General features: G+C 37.5%; 13 protein-coding genes. All 13 read right to left on the minus strand.

Annotated features, from left to right (window positions below; all coding sequences use genetic code 11):
* Positions 1–34: 34 nt before the first annotated feature.
* The 13 genes from QZT26_RS13325 to QZT26_RS13385 all read right to left on the minus strand — a co-directional run bounded on the left by QZT26_RS13325 (position 35) and on the right by QZT26_RS13385 (position 12094).
* Entirely contained in the window at positions 35–250 is a 216-nt protein-coding gene (locus tag QZT26_RS13325) for a DUF433 domain-containing protein (protein ID WP_295102757.1), read from the minus strand.
* A gap of 192 nt (positions 251–442) precedes the next feature.
* Positions 443–1291 (minus strand): radical SAM protein, encoded by an 849-nt coding sequence (locus QZT26_RS13330; protein ID WP_295102759.1) that lies wholly within the window; start codon positions 1289–1291, stop codon positions 443–445.
* Between the two features lie 57 nt (positions 1292–1348).
* Complete coding sequence (locus tag QZT26_RS13335; protein ID WP_295102762.1) at positions 1349–1822, minus strand: NUDIX domain-containing protein; 474 nt, start codon at positions 1820–1822, stop codon at positions 1349–1351.
* 115 nt (positions 1823–1937) lie between these two features.
* Positions 1938–3008, minus strand: a complete 1071-nt coding sequence (locus QZT26_RS13340) for a radical SAM protein (RefSeq protein WP_320409744.1) — start codon at positions 3006–3008, stop codon at positions 1938–1940.
* Between the two features lie 187 nt (positions 3009–3195).
* Positions 3196–4785, minus strand: coding sequence for a radical SAM protein (locus QZT26_RS13345; RefSeq protein ID WP_295102764.1), 1590 nt, complete (start codon positions 4783–4785; stop codon positions 3196–3198).
* A gap of 3 nt (positions 4786–4788) precedes the next feature.
* The gene (locus tag QZT26_RS13350) at positions 4789–5691 is read right to left on the minus strand and encodes an FkbM family methyltransferase (RefSeq protein WP_295102767.1); all 903 of its coding nucleotides are present in this window, start codon (positions 5689–5691) and stop codon (positions 4789–4791) included.
* Positions 5692–5724: 33 nt separating this feature from the next.
* The gene (locus tag QZT26_RS13355) at positions 5725–6831 is read right to left on the minus strand and encodes an FAD-dependent oxidoreductase (RefSeq protein WP_295102770.1); all 1107 of its coding nucleotides are present in this window, start codon (positions 6829–6831) and stop codon (positions 5725–5727) included.
* A gap of 143 nt (positions 6832–6974) precedes the next feature.
* Positions 6975–8033, minus strand: a complete 1059-nt coding sequence (locus QZT26_RS13360) for a radical SAM protein (RefSeq protein WP_295102773.1) — start codon at positions 8031–8033, stop codon at positions 6975–6977.
* Positions 8020–8883 carry an NAD(P)-dependent oxidoreductase gene (locus QZT26_RS13365; RefSeq protein WP_295102775.1) on the minus strand — a complete coding sequence of 288 codons (864 nt, stop codon included), beginning with the start codon at positions 8881–8883 and terminating at the stop codon, positions 8020–8022. Before QZT26_RS13365 ends, QZT26_RS13360 begins: the two co-directional genes overlap by 14 nt.
* On the minus strand, positions 8880–9428 hold the full coding sequence (locus QZT26_RS13370) for a WbuC family cupin fold metalloprotein (RefSeq protein ID WP_320409745.1): 549 nt from the start codon (positions 9426–9428) through the stop codon (positions 8880–8882). The genes QZT26_RS13365 and QZT26_RS13370 overlap by 4 nt, the downstream gene beginning before the upstream one ends.
* Positions 9429–9435: 7 nt before the next feature.
* Positions 9436–10377 (minus strand): radical SAM protein, encoded by a 942-nt coding sequence (locus tag QZT26_RS13375; protein ID WP_295102781.1) that lies wholly within the window; start codon positions 10375–10377, stop codon positions 9436–9438.
* Positions 10378–10489: 112 nt separating this feature from the next.
* On the minus strand, positions 10490–10882 hold the full coding sequence (locus QZT26_RS13380) for an endonuclease domain-containing protein (RefSeq protein WP_295102782.1): 393 nt from the start codon (positions 10880–10882) through the stop codon (positions 10490–10492).
* 141 nt (positions 10883–11023) lie between these two features.
* Positions 11024–12094 (minus strand): radical SAM protein, encoded by a 1071-nt coding sequence (locus QZT26_RS13385; protein ID WP_295102784.1) that lies wholly within the window; start codon positions 12092–12094, stop codon positions 11024–11026.
* Between the last annotated feature and the right edge of the window lie 156 nt (positions 12095–12250).

Genomic DNA, 12250 nt, shown 5'->3' on the forward strand with positions numbered 1-12250 from the left:
TACCCATATCTGCAATAAATCTCATTTTAACCACTTATACCGTATGGACTTCCTCCTGTGCCAACCACGCTGCATACTCTAATGCCTGCTGTATATCTTCACGTTCCAGGTCTGGATAGTCAACCAGAACCTCCTCAATAGTAGCCCCATGTGCAATTTGCCCAACAATTACAGAAACCGGGAATCTCATACCTCTAATACACGCTCTTCCACCCATAATCTGAGAATCAAATGTTATTCTATTAAACATATTTTCTCTCCATTTAATTATTTAGCCACGAATAAACGCGAATTTACACAAATTAAGACAATAAATAACAATTTATAGAACTATTCTTTCGTACTCCAACTTCTCTTTCCCAACAACTTTATAAGATAAATCCTTATACAAAATTTTATCTTCATTCGTGCTCATTCGAGTATATTCGTGGCTAACCAATTACTAAAATTTGATTTCTACCGAAGTGTGCCCAAATTGCTGAAACCTGTTTGTCTTTAGTTTTACATCACAGGGATTGCAATGTCCAAAGACGTCACATTCACGAAATTTTTCTTCTATCTCAAAATTTTCATCCAGGATATTTCCTATCGGTTTTCTCCCTTCATAAATGTCGCTATGACACCGATAAATATCACCGCCAGGCCCGATAATAAGCTCAGTTGTTTTGCATAATACTTTTTTGGCAAATTTTCTATCACATGCCCCTTCGTAACGGTACGTTCCATACATCTTCCCATTATGTTCACCAAGAAATTCCTTGGTACGGAAATCTATTCCTAAAGACGTACAGTGTTCCTTTGCTATTAATATTTCAGTCTCCTGTGTTGGATGCATCACTCCCCAGATACCGATACTGAAGCCGTTATTTTGTAGTTTCAAGACTTTCTTCACAAGTGGATCAAGTTGCATTGTCTCCGGGTGATAACTGACCCTGATTGATGCATACGGAGATTTTCTTTTAATTCTGTTGGGGTTTACCCTGCGGATAAACTCATCTTCGTCAAACTGGAGATTAGTCAGGACATCAATATTTAACTCTGGCTTTATATTGTTCAATATATAAATAAAATCTTTCTGAAGGCTTGGTTCTCCTCCCTGGAGTGAAATCGGGAGGTCGTCTCTGGAAACAATCCTGTTTAGCCCTCTCACCCAATCTTCACCAGAAATATGCTTTTTTGAAAACTTACCTTCCTCAAAATAATTAATGCAATAACTACATCGAAGATTACAGGCAAGAGATAAAAAGGTAGCAATGTAATTATATGATTGTGGAATTATAATAGGTTTCATAACTTTAGCATGGAATTAAAAGAAGTTTTATGTTGTTTTTCTCAAACAAAATACTTTTTAATCTGCGCTCTTTATATACCTCCAGAGATTCCTTATCGTATCAACAAGGTATGGGATTTCTATGACAGGGAATGCCCTCTCCATTTTACTGGAATACAATTCTTTCATCATGATCTCTTCGAGTGAAAAGAGGCCCAAATCCATGCCTTCCTGCAAATCTATTTTTTCTATTGGAATTGTTAATGGGCAACAATACGCATGAATTGAAAGATTTCCCAAATCCCGGACAACATCAAAACCCATTTTATACATAACTGACGGCTTATACCCTATCTCTTCAAACAGCTCTCTCCAGGAAGCATCTTCCGGGGTTTCACCTTCATCGATGGAACCACCAAAAAAGCCCCAACAACCGGGGAAATTTATTCCCTCTTTCATATCCCGTAATTGCATGAGCACTTTCCTGTTAACATAAGGGAGAATAACAACCACTTCTTTTGACCTGATATTGCTATTCCGGTTTTTTGTCATTACATTTTAGCAAAAATCGTATAAGGAAGGAGAAAGGGGGAATGGGAGAATAAAAAGAAAAAACATTTCAACCTTGTTGTTTTCTCCATTTCCCTTTTTCTCCTTTTCGCCTGCTTTAAATAAAATTTATATGTTTTACAGATGGATTTTTTATTTCCCATAAAAATTCATTAATAGCATTGGGCCTGCAGTTTGGTGGACATGCTGCTACTGCATCTAATTCGTTTTCTAAATATTCCTTTATTTTTTTCCTCTTTTCACCAAACCATATCCCCTCAAAAGTATTTTCGTAAATATTTCCAAAAACAAATTCTTTTTTATCCCAGTAGGGAAGACAGGTTGCAATATCTCCTGCTGAATTTAAAACGGAAATAAACGCAGTCCCGTAGCAATGTTTGTATTTCCTTTTACCATAGTTTTCAAACGATGCCTTCCTTGCGATCACTTTAAAATTTTTATGAGACAGGCTTTCTGCCTTACTCAGTGTATCTTCTATAGTACTTAGGTTAAATTGTTCTTTCATTTGATATGACTGTAAATGACTTTGCTGCACAAAAGGTTTTATAACAAAATAACCGATCCCGGTATCTCTCATCCTTTTTACTGCATCAATCAAATAGTCTATATTTTCTGGTAATAATACATACTGTAGACCAATATCGGTTTCTAACTTACCTTTATTTTTCATCCTTGCTGCAATCTCTATATTCTTCACAACAGTATCAAAGACCTCTGGTTTAACATTATGAATGGTTGCGTAATTTTCCCTTGAACCACCATTAAAACTGATTCGCACAAAAGTAAGCGAAGGGAGAATTTCTTCAAGGAGTTCTTCTTTCATGAACTGCCCATTGGTAAACATTCCCACATCAATACCGCTTTTTTTAGAATGTATAATAAATTGAGCGATATCCGGATGCAGAAGCGGTTCCCCCTCGCCGGCATACAACAGGCTTTTCATTCCACATGCCGCAATTTCATCAATAAACCTCAACAACCTGCCTGTTTCCAGCTTTTTATTTGGATGGCCAATATAATCATATGCACAAAATACGCACCTGTGGTTACAATTTCCCACAGGACTTACTTCCATATACAAAGGGAAACAGTCCCCTTCACAGAGAAATTTGTTTACCCTTTCCGTATGATAAATAAGTTTATGGTCATCAAAATGATAGTTTTTCATAAAACAACCTTAATTCTTCAATGGGACGCAGATAAGCACAGATAAAATCCATGAGTTAGGTCTTTTATTTAACCCACCCGGTGGGTGATTGGCATTGCTTATATATACTATTGAAAAAAACTGTGTTTATCTGTATTCTTCTGTGTCTAACTGCAATTTTTAGATAAAATGTTATTTTGCAAATAGTCTATTTCTTATCTTTTTGAGAAATAGATTTGGGAATATTGCCGAGGCTTGTGAAACCCACCCTTTCATAATCACTGACGTCGGTAAATTTTCGGAGACGATCCCCGGCAATGCTTTGCATTTTTTTCCTTTTCTCATTAAAAACTTCCAACCAGACATCCCGACGAATTTTTTCCAATTCATCAGGGGTTGTATCGGGTAGTTTAATCTTTGCCGAAGAATATCTGTGCTTATTAACATCAAAACCATCAACGAACAACCCCTTTTGCAGGCATTCGTCGTAAATGGGTGTACCCGGTAAAGGCGTAACGATTGATATATAAAAATCGTCCACATCAAGACTCTTTGCCAGATCGACCGTTTTTTGAATTTGCGCCCTGGTTTCTCCAGGGAAACCGATCATAAACAATGCCCGTGTTTCGATACCTTTGCTTTTTAAGTAGTCAATCATCTCCGGGACACGGTCAATTTTTACTTTTTTGTCGATGAGGGCGTTTTGCACGCCCTGATCCGCAGCTTCAATAGCAATCTGAACCTTATAAAAATGAGCTTCTGCCAGAAGATCTATCATTTCATGATCAAGCGCATTTACTTCTGTTCCGCCTGGAACGTGGAAGTAAATATTAGGGAATTCTTCCGCTATCATTTTTAAGAGTCTTTTCACCCGTGGTTTACTCACAAAAAAGTTGTCATCCAGAAATGCGATTTCTCCTACGTCGTATTTAGAAACTAACCACCTGATTTCCCGAATAACCTCTTCGTTCTTCCGCATGCGATAACCACGGTACCCACTCATTAATGGCGAAGTACAAAAATTACATGCATGGGGACATCCGCGGGTGCTTATCATCACGGCATGTCTCTTCCGCACAACATCCCCGCCTCCAATGCGCACGTCTGAATTCCAGTAATCTTCCAGAGGGAAAATGTCCCATGCAGGGAATGGTAACTTATCGATATCGTTAGGAATACCTGCGTTTTTCAAGTTATAATAACTCCACCCCCTACCGTTCGTAGCCGGCGTGTGTTTCGAAAGGGTGTTTTGTATCTCTCCATTTTCCCGATAGTATAAATTAGGGACTTCGTTACGTGGAAGGCGCCCATTCATACTCTCTAAAAAAAAGACCATAGATTGGTCTGCTTCTGCAACGATCACAAAATCCACGTGTTCACATTTCATTACGTCCTCTGGCGCACCACTGGGATGCTGTCCACCAAGCACAATTGGAATAGCAGGAAAATTTTCTTTTATTGTTTTACAGAGTTCAAAGACTTCCATAATTAAAAAGGAAAACAACACGCTGATCCCAATTATGTCGGGTTTTGCCTTTTCAATCCGAGCAAGTATATCTTCTGTGCTCAAACCATACAGAATCGAATGGTTTTTGAAAAACTCGTTCTTATAACCTTCTGCCAGAATATCCATTACCTGAACTTCATATCCATTTTGTAAAAGATTCGCAGCAATATATGCCAATCCTAATGGTGGAGTACAATGCTTACGGTGTGCCGGTGTACCGTCCGGAAGCACATAAACTTTACCTGGCGGGTTGATTAATAAAATCCTATTGTACGAGCATTTTGTTATCATTAATTACCCTCTCTTGAAGATATAATTTGAAGTATCTTCAAATTTTTTTGGCGCTTTTGACTTCGAGGCCTTGAATATAAAGAATCCCTTTTGCTCTAAAATGCCTAATACCTTTTTGTGTTCATCAAACGGTGGATACAATTCTATGTAAAGCTCCTTTACATAATTTAATGTTTTATCCATTCCTTCTATGACGTTCAATTCATTCATGTCAACATCGACCTTCACCTTTGTAGGTAAAGGCAAACTGAAAAGCCCTATCACATCATCCAGCCTCATGCATAAGGTATCCTGTATAAACATATCCTTGTCATTTTCTAAAAAAATTGATTTCCTGCCAATAGAGTTTATTGCGCCACCTTTCGTAAACTCACGGATATAAAATGGCTTTACCTTGGTCTCTCTATCACAGGCCAGAGGCAATGGAACGCATTGCTGGCTTAACCCATTTTTGTATACATTTGAATAAAGCAGTTGAACATTGTTTATCTCCGGCTCAAATGCATATACCTTTATACCTTTTGTTTTTGCCGCATAGAGCGAGTAGTTACCCACATTGGCGCCAATATCATAAAAAATATCGTCTTTGTTAAAGCTATCTATCCATTTAATAATTTCTTCTTCCTCAGTTAATAAGGTCTTTGCCCTCCACACTAATCTGCCGTGACCCGTACAAAAAATCAAATCCTCGCCAGTTGGAAGCTTTACACGTATTGTTGGATCCAGCATCTGTTGAATTTCAACCATGAGACGACTGTTACTGTTTAACCCAAATACCGAGATGGCAAATTTTGCTATGTATCTTAACGCTTTTATAAAAAAATTGGGTTGATAGCCAAATTGACCACTCTTATGGGCATCAGGTGATGGATAAAGGAATTTATCGATTTTTTCTTTAATGTTCATAGATCATGTTATATATATTTATCAAGAATGTCCCTATAGCCGTTCAAAAAGTCTCATACAATCTTTTATCACTACATCCATATTGTCATAGTAATATTTACCCATCCTGCCTATTGAAAATACGTTGTCAGGCAGTTCGTCTCTATATCTTTTTGCCTTGTTTATCTCCGACATAATTGGATACGGATATAATTTGTTATTGAACGAGGGTGTTTCAATAATGATAAGTGTATGCAGTGATTTGTACCCGGTAAGCAGCTTATATTCAAAAACCCTGGTATACGGTTCATCATTGGCATAGTGTATAAAATAGTAAGGTTCTGGGGTAATACGTTCGATAGGGAGTATCACTTTAAGAAAGTCACGACCGATGTAAGGCAATTCACCGTATTGATAATCAAAAAGCATATCCGGTGAAATAGTTGATACAATGACATCTCCAGTCATCCACTCATTATTTACACACATCTTCTTTTTTTGTATGTCAAACTTTTCAACAGCAGTGTTAAAAATAACCGTGCACCCTTCCACACATTTTTCAAAATAGCTATTATATCCGTCAATTTCAGTCGGATAAGCTACTATTTTTTTCCCTTCGAAACATGCCTTTGAGCCTGTTTTAAGGGCTACCCCTTTGGGCGAAAAAGAGAATTCGTCAAGTATTTTATTATTTTTTATCTTCCACATCTTCTTTGAGTAAGTATTGATAAATTTATCATACAGGGTTTCACCAACCGAATATGTCCAATACTCCTCAAAATCTCTTGCCGTTGAAACGTCGGCCCTATCCTTCAATTCTTCATGTACTTTTTCTTTGTCAGGCATTAATTCGATTTCATCTTTGTGAATCGGATACGTGTAAAATGCATTATCCCTTCCAACAAAGGTCATATTATAGTGTTTGAGTTCCCTTAAATTTAGATATTTGCTCATGTAGTTCCAGACATGTGTGTCGCCAACGTCAACAAGCAGGTGGTGAGGACCGTAGGTATAAGGGTGTCCGTAATAAAAAAACGTTCGGCATCCGCCACCTAATACCTCGGTCTTTTCTATGATGGTAACTTGAAATCCTTTTTGTTTTAACATATTTGCGGCAGTACAACCCGCAAAGCCGCCACCAATAATTAAAGCCTTTTTCATAAATTAGAAATCCTTACTTGAATGAGTTGAAAAAGAATGCAAAAGGAGAAAGGGAGAAAAGGGAGAATTAGAGAAAAGAATATAATCTAAAACACTTTTTCCCCATTTCTCCACCTTCACCCTTCCTCCTTCCTTACACAATTTTATCTATAACAATATCTGCAAACATTCGGCACCTTGCCACTCAAATGGGCTTCCCTGAATTTCGTGTATTGAGGCGAGTTCCAGATATCATTAAAATCAATATTCAGAGTCCCAAGATTAAATGTGTCAGGATTTGCAATCATACAACACGGCACAACTTTTTTATCTGAAGATATATAAGCCCTTTCAAATGGCCAGGGACATGGATTCGTTTGTGAATATTTATCACTTATGTTCCAAAAGGTTAAGTTAACGCCTAAATCACGGGCATTTCCAAGGAGTTTTTCAACATCGTCTTCTCTTAAGCACGCCACCTTCTTTTGATCGTTTTTATCCGTTAACCGATCGTTGCCCCAACCATGGACATCCAGAATTATTGCAATCCTTTTAAATCCAAGCTCATTTGCGAATGCAGGAAAGCGATGCAACTCTTTTACATTGTCTTTTTGAAGTAATACCCACATCCTCGTTTTATCGATTCCTAAACTATCACAATAACTGTTGATAAGTTTGCAATTTTTTACCAGTCTTTCAAAACTTGCGTTAATTCGTATTTTTTCATACGTATCCTTTGTTGTCCCGTCAACTGAAATCTGTACCTCGTCTATGCCTGCATCAATGATTCTTTTGTAGTTTTCTTTTTTATCCAGTATGGTCGCATTCGTGGACGTGCGTACCCATATATCTTTACTGCTGGCGTGCGCAACCATATTAATAAAATCTTGTCCTAAGAATGGTTCACCCATACCTTGAATTTTTAATTCATAAACGCCATATTGCTCATCAATAATGCCCTTGAAATCGTCAAGGGTCATGTCTGCACCCCGTTTAAAGGATTCCCATGAGCTTACCTGGCACATCTCACATTTGAGATTACAGCGGCTTACGTTTTCGATGTCCAGTTTTATGGGCATATAGTCTATCTTTGCATTTTTTGAGCTATTTTTATATTTTAAGAAATTTTTATGTCTCTCGGGATATTTACTAAATCCTGCATGCAATTTCTTATTATAAGCTTCTACATTTGGAGTCGGTTTTGGGAACTCAAATGTTTTCATTTTTTTCCTCTTCTAGCATCTCTTTTACATACAATCTCAGAGAATCTCTTATATCCATGGGACTATAAATTTTTAGGAGTTTTTTATTTGAAATCATGTGAGATATTGCATTTCTGGGATCTTTTAATTCAATTGGAGACCTGGAAGAAAGCTCATTTTCCATGAATTCAACGATATCCTGGGACGTTGTAACACCATTTGCGCATACGTTAAAAGCATCATTTTTGTAATACCCGACTGTGCAAATTTGCCTGATTATCCCATAAATATCGCAGGCATGAACTACATGATTGTAAGGAGCATTATAGATTACCAAAGGATCATTTTTTTTTAATTTGTGATAGATACCGTCAATCCAGCCATGCGAACCAACAGCTATAACGCCAGGCATTCTGAGCGAAATTGTGGGTATGGTTTCCTGCAAAATTTTTTCACCAAAATATTTGGTTTGTCCATATAGTTCCGGATTTATTATGTCAATATCCTCAGTTGCAATTTTTTCCCGAATATCACCGTAAACTTTCATGGAAGAAGTATAAATAGTAGCCTTTGGTTTCAGTTCAGCAGCCATTTTGCTGACATGATAAGTCAGTAAAATATTTGAATGCAAATACTCCGTAGCTGATTTGTTTAATAAGGATTGTGCAGCCATATGAATGATTATGTCTGCAGATGCGGCATCCAGTTTATAAGGACTTTTACTTAAATCGTGAGCGAACCAGGTAAAGTTGTGGTGAACTATATTGGGGTTAGTTCTTGAAATGCCTAAAACCTTATCGCCGTTTGCCAGAAGTTTCTTAATGACATACCTTGCAATATAACTACTACATCCCGTAACTAAAAAAATCATATAACCTGTTTCGTTTCCAGGAGATTACCCATAAACATTTTCACAGACTCTTTATCATCCCCCATTGGGGCCCATGGGGCAAAAATACTATCGCCTTCGCGAACAAAAGGACCTATTTTGCTTTCATGAAAGATAACAAAGTCACTGGTTGGAGTGGACATGTGATAATGGTTCCTTTCAAACCTATATAAGAAATTACCATCGTGAGACATATCACACCTATCTATTACCTTTCCTGCATTATCAAAAATAAACACCGTTTGAGTTCCTTCAATAAGCTGATATGCTTCGGCCTTCTTCAGATGTTTATGAGGTCTCACATAAGTTCCCCTGTGTTGTAAAATAATCATGTTATGGAGATCAGAATCCGGCGACTGATGCATTGAAACCCGGATATCTTTATTCTCCTCCGAGGCTATTTTCTTTAACTCATTCATAACGTCCCTGCTTAAAGAAACGACCTCTCGTTTGCAAAAAAAAGATAATGATCTGGCTTTTTTATCCTGTACTATAAAAGGATATTGAGAAAAATATTCCATACTCATTTTTTATTTAATTAAAACTCCGTTTTGATTCTTCAGAATCCCATAATCGACAACCTGTGCAAAAGGCAAATTCATCCCGCTTCCCTTGCAAATGTAATTCTCTAAAATTTCTAAAATAAGCTCCACTCTGCCAGATATCTTTGATACTACACTCCCCTATATTGCCATTAACATATTTAAAATCATAGTCCAGGGGGCATATAGTAACATCACCATTATATCGTATAATCATCGTTGAAAAAGGCGAGGTGCAAGGCGTATAGAGCTTACTCATTTCTTTTACTGCTACATAATTTCCCAATTTATTTGCCCAGCTATGAATATTTTTGGCATGAACACTATCTTGTTTTTGCAGGATGCTTCTCCAGTATTTGCCCCATTCTTCTATTTCTGCAAGATTATCTTGCTGTATAACCATGCGGACTCTAATTTTCACACTCGGTACGGTACTATCCCTTAGTTTGATAAACTGAGATACATTATTCATTATCTTCTCAAAATTAAGTCCGGTTCTTATTTTCTCAAACGTTTCTTTTTTTAAACCATCTATAGAAAACATAATCTCGTCCAACCCGCTTTTCATGAGGGATAATGCCCTTTTTTTCGTTAAAAGCGACGCATTTGTGGAAAATGTAATATGATTAATACCACCTTCTTTTAAATACGTTATCCTTTCTTCCAGCTTCCTGTCTAACAAAGGCTCTCCATCCCGTGAGAGATTAACCGTTCTTACAATATCCCTGTTATCTATCAGTTCATCTGCCATTTTTCTGAACACCATGTCGCTCATAAATGGATTACCGTTTGTTTGCCATTTATTCACCGTACACATCTTACAAGTTGCATTGCAGGCATTTACCGTCTCGATTTCATAATACCGGGGAAATCTTAAGTAGTCTTCAAACTTATCAAGATTGAGTTTTTGTTTTAAAAATGTGATATTATCCATTTTATTCCAGCCAGCCAAACACAAAACACACACGTTAAAGAATTAACGTTTTCTTATTCTTTTCTTCAGCACAGTAAAAATTTTATTTTGGGCTAAGGTTTTATCACTACAATCATGATTTATATTCCCCTCCCTCGACGGGAGGGGCAAGGGGAGGGTGGTAAAAACAATGCTTCCTGATTACTTCCCATACACCATTTATATTATTCAATACCTCGTTATTCCAAAATCTCAAAACTTTAAAACCTTGAGTTCTTAACCATTCGTCTCGTTCCTTATCTTTGTTTACATTTTCATCTCTTGCATGCTGTCCACCATCGATTTCCACGATTATTCGCCTGTCAAAACATAAAAAGTCAACAATATAATTCCCAACAGGTTCCTGTCTTCTAAATTTAATTCCTTCCATCTGTTTTTCTCGTAGATATCTCCATAACAGCCTTTCTGCATCAGTAGCCCTCTTTCTCAGATTTTTGGCTAGAGGAATGAGTCGTTTATTTTTCATCACCCTCCCCTCACCCCTCCCATCAAGGGCGGGGAAAATAAAGTATTCCAAAATTATGAATATTTATAACTTCTCCCATCATTTTTAAGAACACTCGGTTATTCCGGCTATAATTCTCATGAAAATTTGTTTAACAATTCCTTATACAAATCCTAAGTGTTCACTATCTGCATTTAAATATTCAGCGATAATCTTGTTTTTTTCATTTGCCACGCAGTGGTGGTTGCAGACTTTGGCAGGGTTTACTTTAAAAAATTTACTTTTATCCGTAAACCAGAAGTCTTTAAATCTCCGGTCTTTTATGGAACCAATGAGCCCTTCGTCGAGATTATATGCCTTGTCCTGGCATGGATATATATTGAGATCTGCGCCAATTACGGGAAGTATCTGGAGAAAGGGACACCATGTATAGTCTTTTTTGAATTTCACATCCAGCTCGTGATACGCATCGAAGATTTCGAATGTGTTATCTGCAAAATCTTCTTTTGCCTTTCTTGCCTGTTCTTTCACCAGATCAAAAAAAGGCTTGTGATATGAATTGTTCTCTGCACCGTCGTTGCTGACAACACAGGGAGATACTTTCACGCTGTTGACTCCGATATCTCTGAGTTTCTTGATAAATGCATATACATGTTCGGCGTTGTGTTTATCAATGATAAAACTTACTCCAAGATAACACGATCCTCCCAACCGTTTAAAGTTCTCCATATTCTTCATTACTTTTGTAAACTCACCCTTTGAAACTCCCCTATAAAAGGAATAGCTTTCATCATCCCACCCATCGATAGAGATCCTCAGCCATGTGCCACGGTGTGCAAAAATCTCTGCAACTTCTCCCTGTAACCGCGCCCCATTTGTTAAGGATGCGAATTTTATCGGTGTCTGCGCCAACTTCTTTACAGCATCCAACAGATAAGGATAGTAAAATGGATCCCCACCTCCGCTAAAGGTAACAGCTTTCACCCCCATTTCCACGAGGTCATCAATAATTTCTGACATCTTCTCTTTGGGGATAAAATCCCTTTTATTCATATCCTTGCCAAGCTGCAGATTGTCCACTTTGTATGCACAATACCAGCAGTTGTGGCCACAGGCATTGGTAGGTTTAATTCTTATGTGTATTGGCGCCAGTATCTGCTCTTTTTGCAGCGGCAAAGAGTCAATCTTTTCTTTATAGTGAAATATTTTTAATTTAGTATATAAAAGTCCCATAATGAAAAATCAAATTGGACGCTGATTTTCGGTAGAGTAGAAACAGACGACGAGAACTTAGGCAGAAGTTTGTTTTCTCTGTTTGCTGGCTGGTTTCCCGCCAGTGCCACCATATCTCCGCCATATACTTATCATCTGCCCCCCTCGTCAAACCGT

The sequence above is a fragment of the uncultured Candidatus Kuenenia sp. genome (assembly GCF_900696675.1).
Classification (GTDB): domain Bacteria; phylum Planctomycetota; class Brocadiia; order Brocadiales; family Brocadiaceae; genus Kuenenia; species Kuenenia stuttgartiensis_A.

Bases quoted from the DNA above. Each gene is read 5' to 3' on its own strand.
- QZT26_RS13370 (WP_320409745.1), bottom strand. From the start codon at position 9,428: ATGAGTATGGAATATTTTTCTCAATATCCTTTTATAGTACAGGATAAA.
- QZT26_RS13375 (WP_295102781.1), bottom strand. From the start codon at position 10,377: ATGGATAATATCACATTTTTAAAACAAAAACTCAATCTTGATAAGTTT.
- QZT26_RS13325 (WP_295102757.1), bottom strand. From the start codon at position 250: ATGTTTAATAGAATAACATTTGATTCTCAGATTATGGGTGGAAGAGCG.
- QZT26_RS13380 (WP_295102782.1), bottom strand. From the start codon at position 10,882: ATGAAAAATAAACGACTCATTCCTCTAGCCAAAAATCTGAGAAAGAGG.
- QZT26_RS13340 (WP_320409744.1), bottom strand. From the start codon at position 3,008: ATGAAAAACTATCATTTTGATGACCATAAACTTATTTATCATACGGAA.
- QZT26_RS13355 (WP_295102770.1), bottom strand. From the start codon at position 6,831: ATGAAAAAGGCTTTAATTATTGGTGGCGGCTTTGCGGGTTGTACTGCC.
- QZT26_RS13350 (WP_295102767.1), bottom strand. From the start codon at position 5,691: ATGAACATTAAAGAAAAAATCGATAAATTCCTTTATCCATCACCTGAT.
- QZT26_RS13385 (WP_295102784.1), bottom strand. From the start codon at position 12,094: ATGGGACTTTTATATACTAAATTAAAAATATTTCACTATAAAGAAAAG.
- QZT26_RS13345 (WP_295102764.1), bottom strand. From the start codon at position 4,785: ATGATAACAAAATGCTCGTACAATAGGATTTTATTAATCAACCCGCCA.
- QZT26_RS13335 (WP_295102762.1), bottom strand. From the start codon at position 1,822: ATGACAAAAAACCGGAATAGCAATATCAGGTCAAAAGAAGTGGTTGTT.
- QZT26_RS13330 (WP_295102759.1), bottom strand. From the start codon at position 1,291: ATGAAACCTATTATAATTCCACAATCATATAATTACATTGCTACCTTT.
- QZT26_RS13360 (WP_295102773.1), bottom strand. From the start codon at position 8,033: ATGAAAACATTTGAGTTCCCAAAACCGACTCCAAATGTAGAAGCTTAT.
- QZT26_RS13365 (WP_295102775.1), bottom strand. From the start codon at position 8,883: ATGATTTTTTTAGTTACGGGATGTAGTAGTTATATTGCAAGGTATGTC.